Source organism: Streptomyces sp. NPDC048290 (genome assembly GCF_040652095.1).
In the GTDB taxonomy this organism is placed as follows: domain Bacteria; phylum Actinomycetota; class Actinomycetes; order Streptomycetales; family Streptomycetaceae; genus Streptomyces.
In genome coordinates this window covers 428,946-450,372 of record NZ_JBEZLM010000004.1, presented here as the reverse complement: position 1 = coordinate 450,372, position 21,427 = coordinate 428,946, and the positions used below count along the sequence as shown (strand labels likewise).

Here is a 21,427-nt window from a genome sequence, read left to right as displayed (position 1 = left end):
CCCCCGCACAGCAAGCTGAGGACACGACAACGGAACGGACAGGGACGCGAGCCCAGGGCCGGCGGCGAGGGAACGGGACGGGACGACACCGATGACCACAACGGAGTACGGGCACGAGCACCACCAGTACGGCGCCGGGTACGGACGCCGGGGCGGCCGGGTGCCCGTCGGGCTGAGGGCGCCGTTCGCGGGGCGGGCCTGGCGGGAGTTCCTCTATGTGCTGCTCAGCCTGCCGATCAGCATCGCGCTGTTCACCTACGCGGTGACGATGTTCGCGCTGGGGGTCGGCCTGCTGGTGACGTTCCTCGGCATTCCGGTGCTGGCGGGGGCGCTGGCCGGGAGCCGGGGTCTGGGCGCGCTGGAGCGGGTGCGGGCGCGCGGGCTGCTCGGTCTCGACGTCGCCGCTCCGGAGCCGCTGCGGGTGCGCAAGGGCGGGGCGATGGCGTGGATGTGGGCCGCGCTGAAGGACGGGGCGTCGTGGCGGGCGCTGCTGTACTCGGTGCTCCATCTGCCGTGGGCGGTCTTCTCGTTCGGTGTGGCGGTCACGGTCTGGGTGACCGGCTGGTCGCTGCTGTCGTATCCGCTGTGGTTCTGGGTGCTGCCGGTGTACGGCGGGCAGGACGGCATCCAGCTGTACGGCGACGCGACCCACCAGATGTATCTGGACAACCCGTTCGAGATCGCGGTGACGGCGGCGGTGGGGCTGCTGTTCGTGCTGGCGGCGCCCTGGATCACCCGGGCGCTGACCACGGTCGACCGGCTGATGGTGCACGGACTGCTCGGCCCGTCGCGGCTGGCGACCCGGGTGGTGGAGCTGGAGTCGGACCGGGGGGTCGTGGTGGACACGGCGGCGGCCGACCTGCGCCGCATCGAACGGGATCTGCACGACGGGGCGCAGGCCCGGCTGGTGAACCTGGCGATGGATCTGGGGCTGGCGAAGGAGAAGCTGGCCGAGGACCCGCAGGCGGCGGCGCGGATGGTGGACGAGGCGCACGGCGAGGTGAAGACCGCGCTCCAGGAGCTGCGGGACCTGGCCCGGGGCATCCACCCGGCGGTGCTGACCGACCGCGGTCTGGACGCCGCGCTGTCCTCGGTCGCCTCGCGCTGCGCGGTCCCGGTGCGGCTGGACGTGGATCTGTCGGAGCGGCCCGCGCCCGCCATCGAGGGGATCGCCTACTTCACCGTCTCCGAGCTGCTCCAGAACATCACCAAGCACTCCCGGGCCAGGTCGGCGTGGGTGGATGTGTGGCGGGTGGAGAACCGGCTGATGCTCCAGGTCACGGACGACGGCGTGGGCGGCGCGGACTCCGGCGCGGGGTCCGGGCTCGCCGGGCTCGCGGGCCGCCTCGACGCGGTGGACGGCATCCTGGTGGTCGACTCCCCCGAGGGCGGACCCACCCGGGTGACGGCGGAGCTGCCCTGGCGCGGCTGACCCCACCCCTCCCCCGGCCCTCACCCCCCTTCCGACCAACTGCTCAACCGGCACCCATACGCATTCAGGTCCGAATACTGGAATGCTGGACTTGTACAAGTCATGGGTCGAAGCCGGTCGCCGGGGAGCGGTGGCGGGGCGGGGTGGGGGCCAAGGATCGTGGAGGACAGGGTGCGGGTGGTCATCGCCGAGGATTCGGTGCTGCTGCGGGAGGGACTGACCCGGCTGCTCACCGACCGGGGGCACGACGTGGTCGCCGGGGTCGGCGACGGCGAGGCGCTGATCAAGACCGTGACCGAGCTGGACGCGGAGGGCGCGCTGCCGGACGTCGTGGTGGCGGACGTCCGGATGCCGCCGACCCACACGGACGAGGGCGTACGGGCCGCGGTGCGGTTGCGCAAGGCGCATCCGGGGCTCGGGGTGCTGGTGCTCTCGCAGTACGTGGAGGAGCGGTACGCGACGGAGCTGCTGGCCGGGTCGAGCCGGGGCGTCGGGTATCTGCTGAAGGACCGGGTGGCGGAGGTCCGGGAGTTCGTGGACGCCGTGGTGCGGGTCGCGCGGGGCGGTACGGCGCTGGATCCCGAGGTGGTCGCCCAGTTGCTCGGCCGGTCCCGGAAGCAGGACGTGCTGGCGGGGCTGACCCCCCGGGAGCGCGAGGTGCTGGGGCTGATGGCGGAGGGCCGTACGAACTCGGCCATCGCACGGCAGCTGGTGGTGAGCGACGGGGCCGTGGAGAAGCACGTCAGCAACATCTTCCTGAAGCTGGGCCTGTCGCCCAGCGACGGGGACCACCGGCGGGTGCTCGCCGTCCTCACCTATCTCAACTCATGAGACACCGGGCGGGGACGGTCAGAAGACACCGGACAGGGCCGGTCATCAAACACCGGACGGGGACGGTCATCGGACACCGGACGGTGACGGCCGGGCGTCCGCCGGTCCGGCCGGTCCGGCGTGTCCGGCGGGTCCGGACGACCCCTGTCACCCGTACGGCCCACACCCCTCGTCCGGGTGGGGAGTGGTCCCTATGGAGTGTTCATCATGCGAATGGCCCCGAGCGGGCGACCCCCGCGGACGTAGGGTTGATCCTGGGTGGGCCTGCGGGAGGGCCCTGTCCCGACAGCAGCCTCGAAGGAGGTCCAGTTCAGTGACCAGCCAGGTCAGTAGCGAGAAGGAACAGGCCGACGGGACCGATGGAACCGACGGGACCGTCGTGGGGGAGCAGCGCAAACCGGCGGGAGGTAAGGACGTCCGCCGGCTGGACCGGGTGATCATCAGGTTCGCGGGGGACTCCGGTGATGGCATGCAGCTCACCGGTGACCGGTTCACCTCCGAGACCGCGTCCTTCGGCAACGACCTGTCGACCCTGCCGAACTTCCCCGCCGAGATCCGCGCCCCCGCCGGGACCCTGCCCGGCGTCTCGTCCTTCCAGCTCCACTTCGCCGACCACGACATCCTCACCCCGGGCGACGCCCCCAACGTCCTGGTCGCCATGAACCCGGCGGCCCTGAAGGCGAATGTGGGCGATCTGCCGCGCGGGGCCGAGATCATCGTCAACACCGACGAATTCACCAAGCGGGCGATGCAGAAGGTGGGCTACGCCGAGAACCCGCTGGAGGACGGCTCGCTGGACGGCTACCACCTGCATCCGGTGCCGCTGACCACGCTGACGGTGGAGGCGCTCAAGGACTTCGAGCTGTCCCGGAAGGAGGCCGAGCGCAGCAAGAACATGTTCGCGCTGGGTCTGCTGTCCTGGATGTACCACCGGCCGACGGAGGGCACCGAGCAGTTCCTGACGTCGAAGTTCGCGAAGAAGCCGCAGATCGCGGCGGCGAACATCGCCGCGTTCCGCGCGGGCTGGAACTTCGGTGAGACCACCGAGGACTTCGCGGTCTCCTACGAGGTCGCCCCGGCGTCCACCGCCTTCCCGGTGGGTACATACCGCAACATCTCGGGCAATCTGGCCCTCGCGTACGGGCTCATCACCGCGTCCCGTCAGGCGGATCTGCCGCTCTACCTGGGCTCGTACCCGATCACCCCGGCCTCGGACGTGCTGCACGAGCTGAGCCGGCACAAGAACTTCGGGGTACGCACCTTCCAGGCCGAGGACGAGATCGCCGGGGTGGGCGCCGCGCTCGGCGCGGCCTTCGGCGGCTCCCTCGCCGTCACCACCACCAGCGGCCCCGGCGTCGCCCTGAAGGCGGAGACCATCGGGCTCGCGGTCTCGATGGAGCTGCCGCTGCTGGTCGTGGACATCCAGCGCGGTGGCCCGTCCACCGGGCTGCCGACCAAGACCGAGCAGGCGGACCTGCTCCAGGCGATGTTCGGGCGCAACGGCGAGGCACCGGTGCCGGTGGTCGCCCCGCGCACCCCGGCCGACTGCTTCGACGCGGCCATCGAGGCCGCCCGGATCGCGCTGACCTACCGCACCCCGGTGCTGCTGCTCAGCGACGGCTACCTGGCCAACGGCTCCGAGCCCTGGCGCATCCCGGAGCTGGAGCAACTGCCCGATCTCACCGTGCAGTTCGCGCAGGGCCCGAACCACACCCTGGACGACGGCACGGACGTCTTCTGGCCGTACAAGCGCGACCCCCAGACACTGGCCCGCCCCTGGGCCGTCCCCGGCACGCCCGGCCTGGAGCACCGCATCGGCGGCATCGAGAAGCAGGACGGCACCGGCAACATCTCGTACGACCCCGCCAACCACGACTTCATGGTCCGCACCCGGCAGGCGAAGATCGACGGGATCGACATCCCGGACGTCGAGGTCGACGACCCGGCCGGAGCCCGCACGCTGGTGCTGGGCTGGGGATCGACGTACGGGCCGATCACCGCGGCGGTCAGACGGCTGCGCGCCGCGGGGCTGCCGATCGCGCAGGCCCATCTGCGCCATCTCAACCCCTTCCCGCGGAATCTGGGCGAGGTCCTTGAGCGGTACGACAAGGTCGTGATCCCCGAGATGAACCTCGGCCAGCTCGCCACCCTGATCCGGGCGAAGTACCTGGTCGACGCGCACAGCTACAACCAGGTGAACGGCATGCCGTTCAAGGCCGAACAGCTCGCCACGGCGCTCAAGGAGGCCATCGATGGCTGAGACGTCCACGGAAGGCACGGGCACGATCGAGGCACTCTCGCTCGTCCCCAAGGCCGAGGCCCGGCAGTCCATGAAGGACTTCAAGTCCGATCAGGAAGTGCGCTGGTGCCCCGGCTGCGGTGACTACGCGATTCTCGCGGCGGTGCAGGGCTTCATGCCCGAACTCGGTCTCGCCAAGGAGAACATCGTCTTCGTCTCCGGCATCGGCTGCTCCTCCCGCTTCCCGTACTACATGAACACCTACGGGATGCACTCCATCCACGGGCGCGCCCCGGCCATCGCCACCGGCCTGGCCACCTCGCGCCGCGATCTGTCGGTCTGGGTGGTCACCGGCGACGGCGACGCCCTGTCCATCGGCGGCAACCACCTCATCCACGCCCTGCGGCGGAACGTCAACCTCAAGATCCTGCTGTTCAACAACCGGATCTATGGGCTGACCAAGGGCCAGTACTCCCCCACCTCCGAGGTCGGGAAGATCACCAAGTCGACGCCGATGGGCTCGCTCGACGCGCCCTTCAACCCGGTGTCGCTGGCCATCGGGGCGGAGGCGTCCTTCGTCGCCCGCACCATCGACTCCGACCGCAAGCACCTCACCCAGGTGCTGCGCGAGGCCGCCGCCCACCCCGGCACGGCCCTCGTGGAGATCTACCAGAACTGCAACATCTTCAACGACGGCGCCTTCGAGGCCCTCAAGGACAAGCAGCGCGCCGAGGAGGCGGTGATCCGGCTGGAGCACGGTATGCCGATCCGGTTCGGCGCCGACGGCGCCCGGGGCGTCGTCCGCGATCCGCGCACCGGCGATCTGGCGATCGTCGACGTCACCGCGGAGAACGAGGCGGACATCCTGGTCCATGACGCGCACGCGGCCTCACCGACCACGGCGTTCGCCCTGTCCCGGCTCGCCGACCCGGACACCCTGCACCACACCCCCATCGGTGTGCTGCGCTCGGTGGACCGGCCGGTGTACGACACCCAGATGGCCGAGCAGCTCGACACCGCGATCGAGCAGCACGGCAAGGGCGATCTCGCGGCGCTGCTGGCGGGCGGGGACACCTGGACCGTCGTGGGGTGACCAGCCCCGGCGACCTACGGGACGTACGGGCGGGGCCCGGATGCGCGATACGGCATCCGGGCCCCGCCCGTAGTGCTTTCCTCCACGCCCCGGCTCACCCAGCGGCGACCCGTGCCGCGTCGTACTTCTCCCGGGCCTGTGTCACCGCGTCCATCCGCTGTTCCGTCCACAGCGCCAGCGTCCGGACCTGTTCGGCGGCCTCGTGGCCCAGCGGGGTCAGGGAGTAGTCGACGCGGGGCGGGATCACCGGCTGGGCGTCCCGGTGGACCAGCCCGTCCCGCTCCAGCGTCTGGAGGGTCTGGGTCAGCATCTTCTCGCTGACCCGGCGCACCCCGTCGATCGCCCGGCGCAGCTCGCTGAACCGGTGCGGGCGCTCCAGCAGCGCGATCAGCACCAGCACGCCCCAGCGGCTGGTGACATGCTCCAGGACCAGCCGGTACGGGCACATCCCCTCGTCGCCCCGTACGGTCCCGTCGCGTCTCGCGTCCTCACTTACCGACATGCCGGTACCTTACTTCAAAGTGGGTACTTTCTCCTGGCTAGTGCCCTACCTAGGGTGAGTGGCACAGACCGTTCGTACGGACCACGGGAGACGCCCCCATGACCATCGTCGTCACCGGAGCCACCGGCCACCTCGGCCGCCATGTCGTCGCACAGCTGCTGGAGAAGGTGCCGGCCGGGCAGATCACCGCCGTGGTGCGCGACCCGGCGAAGGCCGCCGACCTGGCGGAGCGCGGGGTACGGCTGGCGGTCGCCGACTACAACGTGCCCGAGACCTTCGACGGGCTGTTCACCGCCGGTGACAAGGTGCTGCTGATCTCCGGCAACGAGTTCGACAAGGGCCGGGTCGCCCAGCACACGGTGGTCGTGGACGCCGCCCGGGTCGCCGGGGTCGCGCTGCTGGCGTACACCAGCGCCCCCGGGAGCCTGACCGCCGCCCTCGCCGACGACCACCGCGCCACCGAGCGGGTCGTCCGGGCCTCCGGGGTGCCGTACGTGCTGCTGCGCAACGGCTGGTACCACGAGAACTACACCGAGAACCTCGCGCCGGTGCTGGCGCACGGCTCCGTGGTGGCCGCCGCCGGTGACGGCCGGATCACCTCCGCCGCCCGCGCCGACTACGCCGCCGCCGCAGTCGCCGTCCTGACCGGCGAGGGGCATGAGAACACGGTGTACGAGCTCTTCGGGGACACCGCGTGGAGCCTGACCGAGTACGCGGCCGAGGTGGGGCGGCGGAGCGGGCGGGAGATCGGCTACGCGCACGTCTCCCCGGACGCCCTGGTGGCGATGCTGACCGGGGCCGGGGTGCCGGAGCCGTTCGCCGCGATCCTCGCCGGGGTCGACGTGTCCATCGAGAAGGGCGAGCTGGCGGGCGGCGGAACCGACCTCTCCCGGCTCGCGGGGCGTCCGACCACCCCGCTCACCGAGGCGGTCGGGAAGGGCCTCGCGGCGCTCGACGCGCTCAAGGACTGAGCGACGGCACCCAAGGCGCTCAGCCCGCTCAAGGACTGAGCGCCGCCCCGCCGCTACCCCCACCCCGCCTGTCATGACCGTATTCGACTACAGGCATGACAGCGAGCCCCGCGCGGCGCTACCGTCGTCCAGGACCCGGCACCGCCGGGCCGACCGCGGGCCGGACAGACCGGTACGGCACCCGGGGCGAGGTGTGAGGGAGGCGGCCCGTGACCCGGGAGTCGAAGAGCGAGCGGCACATAGGACTGCTGAACGGCTTCGCCGCGTACGGCATGTGGGGGCTGGTCCCCCTCTTCTGGCCGCTCCTCGAACCGTCCGGCGCCCTAGAGATCCTGGCCCATCGGATGGTGTGGTCGCTGGCCGTGGTCGCCGTGGTCCTGCTGGTCGTCCGGCGCTGGGCGTGGGCCGGGCAGCTGATGCGCGACCCGAAGCGGCTCGGTCTTGTCGTGGTCGCCGCCGCCACCATCAGCGTCAACTGGGGCTTCTACATCTGGGCCGTCAACAACGACCGGGTGGTGGAGGCGTCCCTCGGCTACTTCATCAACCCGCTGGTCACCATCGCCATGGGCGTGCTGCTGCTCAAGGAGCGGCTGCGCCCGGTGCAGTGGGCGGCGGTCGGGGTCGGCTTCGCCGCGGTCGTGGTGCTGGCCGTCGGCTACGGCCGACCGCCGTGGATCTCGCTGATCCTCGCCTTCTCCTTCGCCACCTACGGGCTGGTCAAGAAGAAGGTCAATCTCGGCGGCCTGGAGTCGCTGGCCGCCGAGACCGCCGTACAGTTCCTGCCCGCGCTGGCCTTCCTGCTCTGGCTGGGCGCGCGGGGCGAGTCGACGTTCGGTGGGTCGGGCGCCGGGCACGCGGCGCTGCTGGCCGCGACCGGGCTGGTCACCGCCGTACCGCTGATCTGCTTCGGCGCGGCGGCGATCCGGGTGCCCCTGTCGACGCTGGGGCTGCTCCAGTACCTGGCCCCGGTCTTCCAGTTCCTGCTGGGCGTCCTCTACTTCCGTGAGGCGATGCCCGCCGAGCGCTGGGCCGGGTTCACGCTGGTCTGGCTGGCGCTGACCATGCTGACCTGGGACGCGCTGCGCACCTCGCGCCGGGCGGCCCGCACGCTCAGGGCGGCGACCAGCGCGCCGAGCGCCACCATCACCACCGGCACGGCCAGCGCCACCCGGAACGCGGACAGCGTCTCCGCCGGGTCCGCGGGGTCCGCCCCGGCCGACGCCAGGCCGTAGACCGCGGTCACCGCGGAGATGCCGACCGCCGAGCCGAACTGGGTCGCCGTGGTCAGCAGCCCGCCCGCGAGCCCCTGCTCGTGTGCGGCGACCCCGTCCGTCGCCGCGATGGTCAGCGGCCCGTAGGCCAGCGCGAAGGCGACCCCGGCGAGGATCAGCGTCGGGAACATGGCCGCGTACGTCCAGTCCATGCCGACCGGCAGGAACAGCGCGTAGGCGAGCGTGGCCAGCAGGAAGCCGCCGAGGACCACCTTGGCGTTGCCGTAGCGCTCGACCAGGCGCGGGGTCAGGGTCGGGGCGAGGACCGCGTCGACGCCCATCGCGATCAGCGCGACCGCGGTCTGGAGCGAGGACCAGCCGCGCAGTTCCTGGAGGTAGAGCGTGGCCACGAACTGGAAGCCGAAGAACGCCCCGAGGAACAGCAGCGCCCCGAGGTCCGCCCGTACGGTCGCCGCGTTGCGCAGGATGCCGAGCCGCACCAGCGGCGCCCCGGACCGCCGCTCCACGGCGACGAACACCGCCCCGGACAGCAGCGCCCCGAGCGCGGACGCCAGCGTCACCGGCCAGTCCCGCAGCCCGTGCTCCAGCCGTACGACGGTGTAGGCGGCCAGCAGCATGGCGCTCGCGGCGGTGACGGCACCGGCGATGTCGAAGCCTCCCCGGCGGGCCTCGCGCATCGCGGCCGGGTCGCGCGGCACCAGCCGCACCGCCGCCACCAGGATCGCCCCGGCCAGGATGACCGGCGCGAAGAACACCCAGCGCCAGCCGATCTGGGTGAGCAGTCCGCCGATCACCAGACCGAGCGAGAAGCCGCCCGCGCCGGTACCGGCGAAGATCAGCAGCGCCTTGTTGCGCTGCGGGCCCTCCTCGTAGGAGGTGGTGATCAGGGAGAGCGCGGCGGGGGTCATGAAGGCGGCGGCCATCCCGGTCACGAACCGGGAGACGATCAGCATCCAGCCCTCGGTGCCGACGCCGCCGAGTCCGGAGAAGACCAGGAAGACGACCAGCCCGCCGAGGAACATCCGGCGCCGCCCGAGCAGATCGGCGGCCCGGCCGCCGAGCAGGGTGAAACCGGCGTAACCGAGCACATAGGCGCTCATCACCCAGGCCGCGGCACCGGTGGTGAGGCCCAGATCGGCCCGGATCGAGGGGATGGCGATCCCCAGCATGGCGACATCGATGCCCTCCAGAAAGATCGTTCCGCACAGGACGAGCAACAGCGCCCAGGCACGGGTGCCCATGGGGACTCCTTGAGAGTGTGGCGGTTACGGGAGTGAGGGTCGGTTCCCTCTTGTAACCACGGACAGAGTGCGGCATCATCCCCAGACATGGAAGAAGGCACTTCGAAGTCACCGAGTTACTGCCACGGCACCGTGGACTACGGCGATGCCGATCCCTTCCAGTGGGACACCCGCGAGGACTGCGAGGTGCGCCAGATCCTGGACCGGATCGCGGACAAGTGGTCGCTGCTGGTGATCGCCCTGCTGGAGCACCGCAGGCTGCGCTTCACCGAGCTGCGCCGGGAGATCGACGGGGTCAGCCAGCGGATGCTGACCGTCACCCTGCGCCAGTTGGAGCGCGACGGACTGGTCCGGCGGACCGTGCACCCGGTGGTGCCACCGCGCGTCGACTACGAACTGACCTCGCTCGGCCGGACCCTGCACGCCACGATCCAGTCCCTGGTGACCTGGACGGAGGAGCACCGGCCGGAGATCGCGGCGGCACGGGCGGCGTATGACACGCGGGAGGCGGGCGGGGTTTCGGGGGGCGGGATTTCGGGGGGCGCGGCGGCGACGGCTCCGCCTACGGCCGGCGGGGTTTCCGCGGGCGCGGCAGCGACGGCTCCGCCTACGGCCGGCGGGGTTTCCGCGGGCGCGGCGGCGACGGCTCCGCCTACGGCCGGCGGGGTTTCGGCGGGCGCGGCGGCTGCTGCGGACGGCCGTACGGCGGGCGGGATTCCGGCGGCCGGGGCTCCGATGGCGGCCGGGACTCCCATGGCGGCCGGGGCTCCCATGGCCGGGCATAGGGCTGTGGCGGCGCCCGTGCCGGTGGCTACTCCTCGCTGACGGCGTCGTCGTTCCCGCCGACGGCCCGGCGCGCCCGGTGCGCCCGTACCTTCGCCAGATTCCCGCAGTGCTCCATCGCGCACCAGCGGCGGCGCCCCGGCCGTGAGGTGTCGACGAACAGCAGGAAGCAGTCGCCCGCCCCGCATTCGCGGACGCGGTCGGCGTACGGCCCGCTGAACAGCTCGATGGCGTCCCGGGCCACGGTGGAGAGCAGTTGCGTCCCGGTGGCCGGGCCCGGCGCCCAGCTCCGGGAGCCGTCGGCGGTGAGCAGGGGGACGAGGGGCGGCGGGGCGGCGGCGCTGTTGAGCGCGGCGAGCTGCCCGGGGTCCGCCGGACGGCCGTGCGCCCGGTCCACGGCGAGCTGGAAGAGCACGTCCCGCACCGCCCGTACGGTGGTCAACTCGGCCTCGGTGACGGCGAGTTCCAGCCCTTCCGGGAGACGGCTGCGGGCCGCCCAGGCGACCAGGTCGGCGGGTGCGTGCAGCACCTCGAAGCGGGCGAAGACGCCGGGGGCGCCGGTCGTCAGCAGCTCAAGACAGAGCGCGCCCGGATCGAAGCGGTACGGCTTGCCGTCGCGGGAGCGCATGGCGATACCGGGGGGCCGCGCCGCCGGACCCGTCCGCCCTCCGCCTTCCCCCATTCCCTCCCTTTCCGGCATTTCCTTCTTTTCTCGCGCCTCTCTTGCCCGCTCGCTCACGTAACCACTATAGATGGTTACATGAGCGCACCGCAGACCACGAGCCCCGGACCGATCCACTGGAAACTCGTCATCGACTGCGCGGACCCCCAGTCCCAGGCGGACTTCTGGGGCGCGGCCCTGCACTACACCGTGGAGGACAACGACGCCCTGATCCGGCGCCTGCTGGAGCTGGGCGCGCTGCCGCGCGAGGCCACCGTCGCCTTCCACGACCGGCTGGCCTTCCGGGACCTGGTCGCCGTACGGCATCCGGACGATCCGGTGGACGAGGAGTCCGGGACCGGGCTCGGGCGGCGCATCCTGTTCCAGCGGGTACCGGAGGAGAAGTCCGGCAAGAACCGGCTGCACCTCGATCTGCACCCCGGAACCGGGCAGCGGGACGCGGAGGTGGAGCGGCTGACCGGGCTGGGGGCGCGGGCGCTGCACGAGGTGAAGGCGGCGGAGGGGACGTGGGCGGTGATGGCGGACCCGGAGGGGAACGAGTACTGCGTCCACTAGGCCCTGCGGGGCGCGCCCGGTCGCCGCTCCAGCCTTGTTTTCAAACACGTGGCCGAATACGTCCCTTGACGGAGAATCAGCCACAGCTTCACCATCCAGGCACCCCATTCACTGTGGAATCCCTGTGGTCGTCCCACGGGGCTTCCCCACGGAATTCGGAGCCCCCACATGAAGCTCTCCGTTTCCGGGCGGGCGGCCACGGCTGCCGTCGTCGCGGTCGCGACCGTGCTCACCGGTGGATCACTCGCCGGTGCCGCTCCCGCCTCCGGGCCCTCGGTGCTCGCCGCACCGGACATCCCCCTCGCGAACGTCAAGGCCCATCTCAACCAGTTCCAGTCCATAGCGACCGCCAACGGCGGCAACAGAGCCCACGGCCGGACCGGCTACAAGGCGTCCCTGGACTATGTGAAGGCGAAGCTGGACGCGGCCGGCTTCACCACCACGGTCCAGCAGTTCACCGCCTCCAGCCGGATCGGCTACAACCTGATAGCCGACTGGCCCGGCGGCGACCCGGAGCAGGTCGTGATGGCCGGCGCCCATCTGGACAGCGTGACCTCGGGTCCCGGCATCAACGACAACGCCTCCGGCTCGGCCGCCGTCCTGGAGACCGCGCTGGCCGTCTCCCGGGCGAACCTCAAGCCCGTGAAGCATCTGCGTTTCGCCTGGTGGGGCGCCGAGGAACTCGGCCTCATCGGCTCACGCAACTACGTCAACGGGCTGTCCACCGCCGACCGCGGCCGGATCGACGGCTATCTGAACTTCGACATGATCGGCTCCGTGAACCCGGGCTACTTCGTCTACGACGACGACCCCACCATCGAGCAGACCTTCAAGACGTACTTCGCGGGCATCAGTGTCCCGACCGAGATCGAGACCGAGGGCGACGGCCGCTCCGACCACGCCTCGTTCAAGAACGTGGGCATACCGGTCGGCGGTCTGTTCACCGGGGCCAGCCGGGTCAAGTCCGCCGCCCAGGCCGCCAAGTGGGGCGGTACGGCGGGCCGTGCCTTCGACAGCTGCTACCACTCGTCGTGCGACACGACCGCCAGCATCAACGACACGGCACTGGACCGGAACTCCGACGCGGTCGCGTACGCGATCTGGAACCTGTCGGACTGACCCGACCGGTCAGCGCCCCCGCTCGGCGCGGGCGGTGAGCTGTCGCCCCCCGGGGCCTGCCGCCGCCCGCTACCGCGCCCGCGCGGCACGGGCGGTGAGCCGGTCCATCCGGGCCCGCGCCGTGTCCAGCTCCTCCGCGTCCATGGCGGCCGGACCCCCGGGTTCGGCCGCCAGCTCCGTCCATACGGCGATCAGCTCCCGCCCCAGCTCCAGCCCGCGCACGGCGTCCCGCACCGCCCGCCACGCCGTCGCCGCGCTCTGTACGTTGCCGTACGCGGCCTCCGCCTCCCCGGCACCGGCGTAGCCGCGCGCCAGGTCGAGCGAGAGGGTGAACGCCCGCTCGGGCTCCCCGGCGAGATAGGCCACATAGGCGGCGAGTTCGGCGAGCCTGCGGACCTCCGTGTGATCGGCGCCGAGCGTCCGGGACGCCTCGGTCAGCGACCGCGAGGCGAGGATGGCCGCGTCGTTGGTCCGGCCCTCCTTGACCGCCAGCCCGATCAGGGTCATCGGCCCCGCGAGCGGGGTCGGGGCGGGCGGCCGGTCGTCCAGCACCGCTTCCGCGACCGCGTCGAAACCGCGCGGCGGCGTCGGGGTGGGCGCGGGGTCGGGCTCCAGCGCGAGATCGTGCGTGGGGAGGAGGGGGCGGAGGGGTGGGGAGGCGGGGGGTACGGGGGGTGCGGGAGGTGCGGAGGCCGCGGGAGGTGCTTGGGGTGGCTCCGGCGGCGTGGGAGGTGCGGGGGGAGCGGCTGGTGCGGGGGCGTTGTCCGGGTGGTTCTCCGGATGCGTCCGTGCCGTGTCCGGTCCCAGGTCGGTGCCGGGGGCCGCGTCGGGGCCGTCCACGTCCATGACCGGGGGTGGCCCGAACTCGCCGGTCGGCGGTACGACCGTGCCGGGCGCGGCGCGCAGCGGATGGGTCGGGGTGTGCTCGCCGAGGGGCGTCGGCGGCGGGAAGGGCGACGCGGATGCCGGTGCGGCTGGGGGCGGAGGCGTCGTCGGCAGGGGCGTCGGCTCACCGGCGAGGCGGCTGGTGCCGTCGGGGTCGACCCACAGCGGGATGACGTAGCCGGTCCGCTCGTCGTGGACCGTGGCCAGAACCGGGCGTCCGGCGGCGCGGGCGGCACGGTGGAGCTGTTCGAGCACGGCCCGCTTGAGTTCCTGACCGGGCGCCGCGGTGACCGGCACTCCGGCCACGGACGCACCGCCGGTCGCGGAGCCTGACACCCATACCTCGATCGGGGTCGCCGCGAGTGCGGCGGCCGGGTCGTCGGCGGCGCGCTGTGGTTCCTGCTGCTTCTCGCGGCTGAGTCGAGACATCGCTTTCCCTCACTCGGATGTGTCCGCGAGCCTTCCGCGCACACCTGTGTCGAGTGTCCCGCCTGCCCGGAGTACACGCGTCACCGGGGCGTCACAGCCTGGTCCCAACAACCGGCGCGGTGGCGGCGGCAGGTCCGCGCGGTGAGCGGGCGAGCGACGGACTGCGACGGGCTGGACAGACTTCAGGGACCTCGACGGACTTCGACGGACTTCGACGGACTTCGACGGACTTTCAACTGGCTTCATTTGATGCCATGGACGTCATGGATGCCATGAATGCGCTCGCGGGCGGGGGACCGGTACGGGACGTCGAGCCCAGTCCCTGCGCCCACGCCATCGCCGCGGCCGTCCGCTCCGGAGTCACCCGCGCGGTCGACACCGTGACGGCGGCACTGGACCGGATCGAGCGGACCGACCCGGCGCTCGGCGCGTTCTCCGAGGTGTGGGAGGAGGCGGCGCTGCGGCGGGCGGCGGAGGTGGACGCGCGGGTCGCGGCGGGCGGGGCGGGGCCGCTGGCCGGGGTGCCGTTCGCGGTGAAGGGGCGGCGCGGCGGGCTGCGCGCGGCGGACGCGCGGGCGCTGGTGGACGCCGGGTGTGTACCGGTGGGCGCCACGTCCGTGCCCGGACCGGGCACCGCCTGGCAGACCTGGGGGCGCGGACGGCACGGCCGTACGGTCAACCCGTGGCGGGCGGACCGGACGCCGGGCGGTTCCTCGGCGGGGGCCGCGGCGGCGGTGGCGGCGGGGCTGGTACCGCTGGCGACCGGCGCCGACGGGGCGGGTTCGATCCGGCTCCCGGCGGCGTGGTGCGGGGTGCTGGGGCTGAAGATCACCAACGGGCGGCTGCCGGTGGCCGACCGCACGGGGCTGACGGCGCCGGGTGTTCTGGCGCGCTGCGCGGGGGACGCGGCGCTGTACTGGTCGGTGGTGTCCGGGGGCGGGGCGGTGGTGTCCGGGTGGGGGGCGGTGACGCCCGGGTGCGGGTCGGTGACGCCCGGGTGTGGGGCGGTGGTGTCCGGGTGCGGGGCGGTGACGCCCGGGTGCGGGTCGGAGGTGTCCGGCTCCGCCGCGCTGCCGCTCCCTGTCTCGCCGGTTCCTTCGCTCCCTGTTCTCCCCCCGTTGCCCCCGTTGCCCCCGGCGTCCCCGACGCCCCCGCTCCCCCCGTTCACTGCGGTCTGGTCGCCCGACCTGGGGTTCGCCACGCCTGACGCGGAGCCCGTCGCCCTGGCCCTCGCCGCCGTACACCGCCTCACCGACGCGGGTGTCCTACGACCGGCGACACCAGACACCGGGACCACCTCCCTGGCCGCCCCGGTCGCCCGGACAACCCGTACCGCCTCGGCGCCCCCGCCCGCCCCCCTCCGCCTCACCGACCCCGCCCCCGCCTGGCTGGCCCTCCGCGCCCCCGGCACGACCCCCGCATCGGACTCCGGCACGGACCCCGCCCCCGTCCACCCGCTCCGCGCCGCGAACGACCGCCGGCTCGCCGCCCTGTTCGCCGACGCGGAACTGCTCCTCACCCCCGCCGCGCCGACCGGGCCGCATGGCCACGACGGTCCCGGTGACCGCTACTCCACCGAGCTGACCTGGGCGTTCAACCTCAGTGGCCATCCGGCGATCAGTCTCCCCGCCGGGTGGGACAGCGACGGCTGCCCGGCCGGGCTCCAGGTGGTGGCCCCGCACGGCAGGGAGGACCTCCTGCTGGCGGTGGCGGTGGCGGCGGAGGCCGCACTGGACAGGGTTCCATGCATCTGCACATAATGCAGATGCGCTTAATCTCCGTACGCGGGATAAAGCCGCCGTCCGGGCATCACCGTCCGGGCATGACCGCCTCGTACACTCGCCGATCCGGGAGACGCCATGACCCGCCGCTTCCTCTTCGTCCTGGGCAGCAGCCGCAGCGATGGCAACACCGAGCTGCTGGCCCGGGTGGCCGCCGCGCAGTTGCCCGCCGATGTCGAGCAGCAGTGGATCGATCTCGCCGACCTCGATGTGCCCGAATTCCAGGATCTACGGCACGACAGCGACCACCACCGCCCCACCGAGGGCCCGATGGCCACGCTGCTGGACGCCACGCTCGCGGCGACGGACATCGTGATCGCCTCACCGCTGTACTGGTACACCCTGTCCGCGCCCATGAAGCGCTACCTCGACCACTGGTCGGGCTGGCTGCGCACCCCGGGCATCGACTTCCACGACACGATGTCCGGCCGCACCCTGTGGGGCGTGACCGCGCTGGCCCACGAGGAGTCCGAGGTCGCGGACCCGCTGATCGGCGCCCTGCACAACTCGGCCGCGTATATGCGGATGCGCTTCGGCGGGGTCCTGCTGGGCAACGGCAGCAAGCCGGGCGACGTCCGCACCGACACCGAGGCCCTGGCCAGGGCGGAGACCTTCTTCGCGCAGGAGCCCCCGCTCGCCCGCTTCCCCTACGAGCTGGCGCACGCGCCCGCGTAAGGGGCGGCGGGTGCCGTCACCGGGCCCGCCCACCCGCTACGACGTCACGTCCTTCGCCGAGAACCGGGCCCAGGCCGCCGACCCGAACACGGCCGCGTACAGCGCCTGCACCCCGAGGTTCTTGACCAGTTCGTCCCAGTACACCGGCTCCCGCATCAGGTCGGCGAAGGACAGCCAGTAGTGCGAGAAGAAGTACGGCTGGACGGCGCTCAGCTGCGGTATCTGATCGAGGATCTGCACGGTGATCAGCAGCCCGACCGTCGTCGCCATGGCCGCGATCCCGCTCCCGGTGAGCGTGGAGACGAACAGTCCGAGCGCGGCGACGCCGACCAGTGACGCGGCGACCACCAGGGCGATCAGCAGCGCCCGCCCGAGCCCCTCGGTGAAACTGATCCTGGTCCCGGAGATCGTCGTCAGCTCGCCCAGCGGGAACAGCAGCGCCCCGACGGCCAGCGCCGACACCGCGACCGTCAGGGTCGCGGCGACACAGAACACGATCACCGTGGCGTACTTGGTGAGCAGCAGCCGCGTACGCCCCGCCGGGGCGACCAGCAGATAGCGCAGGGTCCCGGCGCTCGCCTCGCCCGCGATGGCATCGCCCGCCACCACCCCCACCGCCATCGGCAGGAAGAACGGCAGGGTGGCGGCGAGGGCGGTGAAGACCAGGAAGAGCCCGTTGTTGGTGATCTGCGCGATGAAGGCGGGCCCTTCGCCGCCTCCTCCCCCGCCGCCGCCCACCGACGACCCGTCCCCGGTCTCGATCTTCACCGCGATCCCGACGAGCACCGGTACGGCGGCCAGGACGCCGAGCAGCGCGAGGGTGCGCCAGCGGCGGAAGGTGACGGCCAGCTCGCTGCGGAGCAGCCCGAACGTCCACAGCGCGCTGGGCTCCCGCCGGGCCACGACAGCGCCCCCGGTCCCCGAGGCGGCTCCCGCTCCGGACCCAGACCCGGACCCGGCGCCAGATCCGGACCCAGGCCCAGACCCGGTGGCCTCCCCCGTCCGCTCCCCGGTCCCGGTCTCAGCCCGCGACATCGAAGCCCTCCCCCGTCAGCGCCACGAACGCGTCCTCCAGCGAGGCCCGCTCCACGGCGAAGCCGCGCACCCGCACCCCGGCCGCGACCAGCGCGGCGTTGAGATCGGCGAGTTCCCCCTCAGAGGGTTCCCCGGAGACCCTGTCGTCCTCCAGGACTACATCCCCTACCCCCTGCTCCTTGAGCACTCGGGCCGCGCTCCCGGTGTCCGGCGTGACCACCACCAGTCGGCCGCGCGCTCCGGCGGCCAGTTCGGCGACCGACCCCTGGGTGATCAGCCGCCCCTGGGCCATCACGGCGGCATGGGTGCAGACCTGCTCGATCTCGTCGAGCAGATGGGAGGAGAGGAAGACCGTGGTGCCGTCGGAGGCCAGCGCGCGGATCAGGGCGCGGATCTCCCGCATACCCTGCGGGTCGAGGCCGTTGGTCGGCTCGTCGAGCACCAGCAGGCGGCGCGGCTGGAGCAGGGCGGCGGCCAGCCCGAGCCGCTGTTTCATACCGAGCGAATACGCCTTGGCCTTCTTCCCGGCCGCCGCCGCGAGCCCGACCCGCTCCAGCGCCGCGCCGACCCGGGTCCGCCGGGTGCGGGGGTCGGCGGTCGGGTCGGCGGCGTCGTAGCGCAGCAGGTTGTCGCGCCCGGAGAGGAAGCCGTAGAGGGCGGGGCCCTCGATCAGCGCGCCGACCTGCGGAAGCACGGCGCGGGACGCCCGGGGCATGGGCTGCCCCAGGACGCGGGCCGTGCCCGAGGTGGGTTCGATCAGCCCCATCAGCATCCGGATGGTGGTGGTCTTGCCGGAGCCGTTGGGGCCGAGGAAGCCGAAGACGCTGCCCGCCGGGACGGTCAGGTCCAGCGCGTCCACGGCGAGCTGACCGCCGCGGTAGCGCTTGGTGAGCGCACGGGTGTGGATGACGGCTCCGTCCGCATGCTCCCGCCGCGACCGCGTGGCGGACGCCTCCTCCATACGGACTTCCCCGATCGTCGTACGGGCCAGGACAGGACATTGAACAGCAGGGCGGAAGGGAACGGGATGGGATGCGACGGGATGGGAGGGCGAGGAAGGGGCCGGGCCCGACTGGGGGGGGTCCGGCCCCGTCCGTCACTGTGCCGAGTCGGCCGCCTTCACCAGCGCGTCCTGTGTGACCGCGCCGACATAGACCGTGCCGTCGTCGGTGATCAGGGCGTTGATCAGCCGGGTCTTGAAGACCGTGCCCTCCCCGAACTTGCCGCTGACCTGGTCGCCGAGGGAGTCCAGGAAGCCGCCGAAGTCGCCGCCGACCTCGGCGCCGGACGGGACGCCCTCGCCGCCGGTCTCCAGGACCGCGATCGCGTTCCAGCCCTCACCCAGCACGGTCGGCTCCCCGGCGCCCTTGGTGAGGTCCTCCTCGGACTTCGGCGGCTGGGCCGCGCCCTCCGGGACGTCGGACTCCTCGGTGACCTTCGCGCCCTTCGGCGGGCTGAAGTCGAAGGTCGAGGCGGCCGGACGGGCGAAGTCGACCTGGGTGAACCCGGCGTCGACCACGGCCGCGCCACCGCTCGCCGGAGTGAGGGTGAACTTCAGCGGGGTGTATGTCTTCGAGTCCACCGCGATGGTGATCTGGCCGACGGTCGAGCCGGACTGCTTCGGCTTGACGACCAGCTTGTAGGCATCGCGCCCGGCGACCTGGGCGGTGCCGTCCACGGTGACCGACGTGGTGTCGTCGACCGCCTTCAGGGCCTGCTCGGCGAAGTCCTTGGGGGTGGCCGGGACGTCCTGCCCGGTGTCCGCGTCCCCGGCGGCGGACGCGTGGTACACCTCGTTGGACTGGCTGTCGTAGCCCCACACGTCGTCGCCGTTGTGGATGAGGTTGTACTCCGCCGCGTTCTGGAGCAGGGAGATCTTCTGCCGGTCGGGGCCGTCCACCGCGACCCGCAGGGTGTGCGTGCCGGTGGCCAGCTCGGTCAGCTTGGTCCCCGGGTCGGCCGAGGAGCCCGAGTCGTCGCCTCCGGCGCCGGCGGCCCCGGAGACCAGACCGCCGCCCAGGCCGCCGAGGTCCGGCAGACCGAGATCGGTGGTGATCTTCACCGTGCCGGACAACTGCTCGGTGTCCGACTCGGCGATGTTCTGGATGAGCTGCTGCGCGCTGATCTCGGGCAGGTCGGGGCTCCCGGAGTCGGCGATCGCGGGCACCAGCCCGATGGTCGCCACCGCCACCCCCGTCACCGCGACCGGGACGACATAGCGCGCTGCCTTCTTGCGCCGGCCCGCACGCGGGTCGTCGCCGCCCGCGCCGCCCGCGCCGGTCGTGCTGCCGTCGGATTCGTACGGTGCCATGTGTGCCTTACCTCCGTGTCGGCGGCGGCCATCCGTCTCTTCGCGTCCGTGCACTGGTCCCACCCTGAGCCGCCATTCTCACCCGAATCGGTGAGCAGTGGTGTGTTTCCGTACGCACCATCTGACCAAATCACCGGCCCGGAAGCGTCAGCCCCCAGAGTCAACTCCGCGTACTGCCCCGGTATGACATCGACCGCCCGCGGCTACCGCCACCCGTAAGGGTCCGGTGCCCTCGGTGGACGCGCGGGCGGGCGAGGGGCGTGGCGACCCGTAGGGGTCCGGTGCCCGCGGCGGCCGTCGTCCCCCGTCCCGTCCGGGGGACCGCCATGCCCGTTCCGCCCCGTGGACCACCGTGTCTGTCCCGCCCGGAGGACCACCACGTCCGTCCCGACTCGTGGACCACCGCGTCTATCGCGACCCGGGGACCACCGTGTCTATCCCGCCCGGTGGACCACCGCGTCGCACAGTTCCTCCAGCGCGGCGCGGGCGTCGCAGTCGCGCAGTGGAACCAGCGCCGCGCGCGCCTCCTCGGCGTAGCGGACGGTGTCCCGCCGGGCCTGCTCCAGGGCCGGGTGGGCGCGCAGGGCGGTGAGCGCCTCGGCGTGCCGGGTGTCGTCGGTGAGGTCGCCGTCGAGCAGCTCGCACAGGGCGAGGTCCTCGGCGAGGCCGAGCCGCTGGGCGCGCTCCCGCAGCCGCAGCACCGGCAGCGTGGCGATGCCCTCGCGCAGATCGGTGCCCGGGGTCTTGCCCGACTCATGGCCGTCGGAGGCGATGTCCAGGACGTCGTCCGCGAGCTGGAAGGCGACACCGAGCCGCTCGCCGTACTGGGTGAGGACGTCGACGACGGACTCGTCGGCGCCGGACATCATCGCGCCGAACCGGCAGGACACCGCGACCAGCGAACCGGTCTTGCCGCCGAGCACATCGAGGTAGTGGTCGACCGGGTCACGGCCGTCGGCGGGTCCCGCGGTCTCCAGGATCTGTCCGGTGACCAGCCGCTCGAACGCCTCGGCCTGCACCCGTACGGCCTCCGGCCCGAGGTCGGCCAGTATGTGCGAGGCGCGGGCGAACAGGAAGTCACCCGTGAGGACGGCGACCGAGTTGCCCCAGCGGGTGTTGGCGCTGGCCACTCCGCGCCGGACGGCGGCCTCGTCCATCACGTCGTCGTGGTAGAGGGTGGCCAGATGGGTCAGCTCGACGACGACGGCGGAGGGCACGACCCCGGGGGCATAGGGGTCGCCGAACTGGGCGGAGAGCATCACCAGCAGTGGCCGGAATCTTTTGCCGCCGGCCCGCACCAGGTGCTGCGCGGCCTCCGTGATGAACGGCACCTCGCTCTTGGTGGCCTCTAGCAGCCCTTCCTCGACAGCCACCAATCCGGCCTGGACATCTGCTTCCAGAACCTGGTCCCGCACGCTCAGCCCGAACGGCCCGACGACGGTCACGAGGGGTCTCCTGTCTGCTGGTGTCTACTGGCGATTACCCGGTATGTCGATAGGTCGCTGCCATCACTCACGTCAGCGTATCCGGTCATGTTTCGATCACGGATGCCGCCCACCGCACAGCACGGGCGGTATCGGATCAGGCCCGGTATGTTTTTGATCACCTGATACGAGCGGGTATTTATTGAA

17 protein-coding genes and 2 pseudogenes are annotated in these 21,427 nt (G+C 72.3%); 11 read left to right on the top strand and 8 right to left on the bottom strand.

What is annotated here, in order from left to right; all coding sequences use genetic code 11:
• The first annotated feature begins 91 nt into the window (after window positions 1-91).
• The 4 genes from AB0D49_RS09355 (at window position 92) to AB0D49_RS09340 (ending at window position 5,595) form a co-directional block, all read left to right on the top strand.
• Window positions 92-1,432 (top strand): sensor domain-containing protein, encoded by a 1,341-nt coding sequence (locus tag AB0D49_RS09355; protein WP_362753343.1) that lies wholly within the window; start codon window positions 92-94, stop codon window positions 1,430-1,432.
• Window positions 1,433-1,603: 171 nt separating this feature from the next.
• Window positions 1,604-2,263 (top strand): response regulator transcription factor, encoded by a 660-nt coding sequence (locus AB0D49_RS09350; RefSeq protein ID WP_362753446.1) that lies wholly within the window; start codon window positions 1,604-1,606, stop codon window positions 2,261-2,263.
• Between the two features lie 313 nt (window positions 2,264-2,576).
• Window positions 2,577-4,523: a 2-oxoacid:acceptor oxidoreductase subunit alpha gene (locus AB0D49_RS09345; RefSeq protein ID WP_362753340.1), complete on the top strand. Its 1,947-nt coding sequence runs from the start codon at window positions 2,577-2,579 to the stop codon at window positions 4,521-4,523.
• The gene (locus tag AB0D49_RS09340; protein ID WP_362753336.1) at window positions 4,516-5,595 is read left to right on the top strand and encodes a 2-oxoacid:ferredoxin oxidoreductase subunit beta; all 1,080 of its coding nucleotides are present in this window, start codon (window positions 4,516-4,518) and stop codon (window positions 5,593-5,595) included. Before AB0D49_RS09345 ends, AB0D49_RS09340 begins: the two co-directional genes overlap by 8 nt.
• Window positions 5,596-5,689: 94 nt before the next feature.
• Here AB0D49_RS09340 and AB0D49_RS09335 read toward each other — a convergent pair whose 3' ends face one another.
• The gene (locus AB0D49_RS09335; protein WP_362753333.1) at window positions 5,690-6,097 is read right to left on the bottom strand and encodes a helix-turn-helix domain-containing protein; all 408 of its coding nucleotides are present in this window, start codon (window positions 6,095-6,097) and stop codon (window positions 5,690-5,692) included.
• Window positions 6,098-6,195: 98 nt separating this feature from the next.
• On the opposite strand from AB0D49_RS09335, the gene AB0D49_RS09330 reads away from it, so the two are divergent.
• Complete coding sequence (locus AB0D49_RS09330; RefSeq protein ID WP_362753330.1) at window positions 6,196-7,068, top strand: SDR family oxidoreductase; 873 nt, start codon at window positions 6,196-6,198, stop codon at window positions 7,066-7,068.
• Window positions 7,069-7,277: 209 nt separating this feature from the next.
• A pseudogene (gene rarD / locus AB0D49_RS09325) lies at window positions 7,278-8,078 on the top strand (EamA family transporter RarD); the annotation flags it as partial.
• Here rarD and AB0D49_RS09320 read toward each other — a convergent pair.
• Window positions 8,063-9,541 (bottom strand): MFS transporter, encoded by a 1,479-nt coding sequence (locus AB0D49_RS09320; protein WP_362753327.1) that lies wholly within the window; start codon window positions 9,539-9,541, stop codon window positions 8,063-8,065. The pseudogene rarD and the gene AB0D49_RS09320 sit on opposite strands and share 16 nt — an antisense overlap.
• Window positions 9,542-9,628: 87 nt before the next feature.
• Between AB0D49_RS09320 and AB0D49_RS09315 the strand changes: the two are divergent.
• Window positions 9,629-10,048, top strand: a pseudogene (locus AB0D49_RS09315) (helix-turn-helix domain-containing protein); the annotation flags it as partial.
• 304 nt (window positions 10,049-10,352) lie between these two features.
• Here the strand turns inward: AB0D49_RS09315 and AB0D49_RS09310 are convergent.
• Window positions 10,353-10,952 (bottom strand): ABATE domain-containing protein, encoded by a 600-nt coding sequence (locus AB0D49_RS09310; protein ID WP_362753324.1) that lies wholly within the window; start codon window positions 10,950-10,952, stop codon window positions 10,353-10,355.
• 132 nt (window positions 10,953-11,084) lie between these two features.
• Here AB0D49_RS09310 and AB0D49_RS09305 point away from each other — a divergent pair, with 132 nt between their 5' ends.
• Together AB0D49_RS09305 and AB0D49_RS09300 are read left to right on the top strand one after the other, a co-directional pair.
• Window positions 11,085-11,561: a VOC family protein gene (locus tag AB0D49_RS09305; protein WP_362753320.1), complete on the top strand. Its 477-nt coding sequence runs from the start codon at window positions 11,085-11,087 to the stop codon at window positions 11,559-11,561.
• 168 nt (window positions 11,562-11,729) lie between these two features.
• Entirely contained in the window at window positions 11,730-12,680 is a 951-nt protein-coding gene (locus AB0D49_RS09300) for a M28 family metallopeptidase (RefSeq protein WP_362753317.1), read from the top strand.
• A 69-nt stretch (window positions 12,681-12,749) separates the two neighbouring features.
• Here AB0D49_RS09300 and AB0D49_RS09295 read toward each other — a convergent pair whose 3' ends face one another.
• Window positions 12,750-13,994 (bottom strand): tetratricopeptide repeat protein, encoded by a 1,245-nt coding sequence (locus AB0D49_RS09295; protein WP_362753314.1) that lies wholly within the window; start codon window positions 13,992-13,994, stop codon window positions 12,750-12,752.
• Between the two features lie 263 nt (window positions 13,995-14,257).
• Here AB0D49_RS09295 and AB0D49_RS09290 point away from each other — a divergent pair, with 263 nt between their 5' ends.
• Both AB0D49_RS09290 and AB0D49_RS09285 read left to right on the top strand, forming a co-directional pair.
• Window positions 14,258-15,754, top strand: coding sequence for an amidase family protein (locus AB0D49_RS09290; protein ID WP_362753312.1), 1,497 nt, complete (start codon window positions 14,258-14,260; stop codon window positions 15,752-15,754).
• 99 nt (window positions 15,755-15,853) lie between these two features.
• Entirely contained in the window at window positions 15,854-16,450 is a 597-nt protein-coding gene (locus AB0D49_RS09285; protein WP_362753310.1) for an NAD(P)H-dependent oxidoreductase, read from the top strand.
• A 36-nt stretch (window positions 16,451-16,486) separates the two neighbouring features.
• Here AB0D49_RS09285 and AB0D49_RS09280 read toward each other — a convergent pair whose 3' ends face one another.
• The 4 genes from AB0D49_RS09280 to AB0D49_RS09265 form a co-directional block, all read right to left on the bottom strand.
• Window positions 16,487-17,485 carry an ABC transporter permease gene (locus tag AB0D49_RS09280; RefSeq protein WP_362753307.1) on the bottom strand — a complete coding sequence of 333 codons (999 nt, stop codon included), beginning with the start codon at window positions 17,483-17,485 and terminating at the stop codon, window positions 16,487-16,489.
• Window positions 17,472-18,446, bottom strand: coding sequence for an ABC transporter ATP-binding protein (locus tag AB0D49_RS09275; RefSeq protein WP_362753304.1), 975 nt, complete (start codon window positions 18,444-18,446; stop codon window positions 17,472-17,474). Before AB0D49_RS09275 ends, AB0D49_RS09280 begins: the two co-directional genes overlap by 14 nt.
• A gap of 135 nt (window positions 18,447-18,581) precedes the next feature.
• Complete coding sequence (locus AB0D49_RS09270; RefSeq protein ID WP_362753301.1) at window positions 18,582-19,796, bottom strand: DUF2092 domain-containing protein; 1,215 nt, start codon at window positions 19,794-19,796, stop codon at window positions 18,582-18,584.
• A gap of 434 nt (window positions 19,797-20,230) precedes the next feature.
• Window positions 20,231-21,241, bottom strand: coding sequence for a polyprenyl synthetase family protein (locus AB0D49_RS09265; RefSeq protein ID WP_362753298.1), 1,011 nt, complete (start codon window positions 21,239-21,241; stop codon window positions 20,231-20,233).
• Window positions 21,242-21,427: the final 186 nt, after the last annotated feature.

Bases quoted from the DNA above. Each gene is read 5' to 3' on its own strand.
- AB0D49_RS09270 (WP_362753301.1), bottom strand. From the start codon at position 19,796: ATGGCACCGTACGAATCCGACGGCAGCACGACCGGCGCGGGCGGCGCG.
- AB0D49_RS09340 (WP_362753336.1), top strand. From the start codon at position 4,516: ATGGCTGAGACGTCCACGGAAGGCACGGGCACGATCGAGGCACTCTCG.
- AB0D49_RS09320 (WP_362753327.1), bottom strand. From the start codon at position 9,541: ATGGGCACCCGTGCCTGGGCGCTGTTGCTCGTCCTGTGCGGAACGATC.
- AB0D49_RS09355 (WP_362753343.1), top strand. From the start codon at position 92: ATGACCACAACGGAGTACGGGCACGAGCACCACCAGTACGGCGCCGGG.
- AB0D49_RS09295 (WP_362753314.1), bottom strand. From the start codon at position 13,994: ATGTCTCGACTCAGCCGCGAGAAGCAGCAGGAACCACAGCGCGCCGCC.
- AB0D49_RS09300 (WP_362753317.1), top strand. From the start codon at position 11,730: ATGAAGCTCTCCGTTTCCGGGCGGGCGGCCACGGCTGCCGTCGTCGCG.
- AB0D49_RS09335 (WP_362753333.1), bottom strand. From the start codon at position 6,097: ATGTCGGTAAGTGAGGACGCGAGACGCGACGGGACCGTACGGGGCGAC.
- AB0D49_RS09275 (WP_362753304.1), bottom strand. From the start codon at position 18,446: ATGGAGGAGGCGTCCGCCACGCGGTCGCGGCGGGAGCATGCGGACGGA.
- AB0D49_RS09290 (WP_362753312.1), top strand. From the start codon at position 14,258: ATGGATGCCATGAATGCGCTCGCGGGCGGGGGACCGGTACGGGACGTC.
- AB0D49_RS09285 (WP_362753310.1), top strand. From the start codon at position 15,854: ATGACCCGCCGCTTCCTCTTCGTCCTGGGCAGCAGCCGCAGCGATGGC.
- AB0D49_RS09280 (WP_362753307.1), bottom strand. From the start codon at position 17,485: ATGTCGCGGGCTGAGACCGGGACCGGGGAGCGGACGGGGGAGGCCACC.
- AB0D49_RS09305 (WP_362753320.1), top strand. From the start codon at position 11,085: ATGAGCGCACCGCAGACCACGAGCCCCGGACCGATCCACTGGAAACTC.
- AB0D49_RS09330 (WP_362753330.1), top strand. From the start codon at position 6,196: ATGACCATCGTCGTCACCGGAGCCACCGGCCACCTCGGCCGCCATGTC.
- AB0D49_RS09310 (WP_362753324.1), bottom strand. From the start codon at position 10,952: ATGCGCTCCCGCGACGGCAAGCCGTACCGCTTCGATCCGGGCGCGCTC.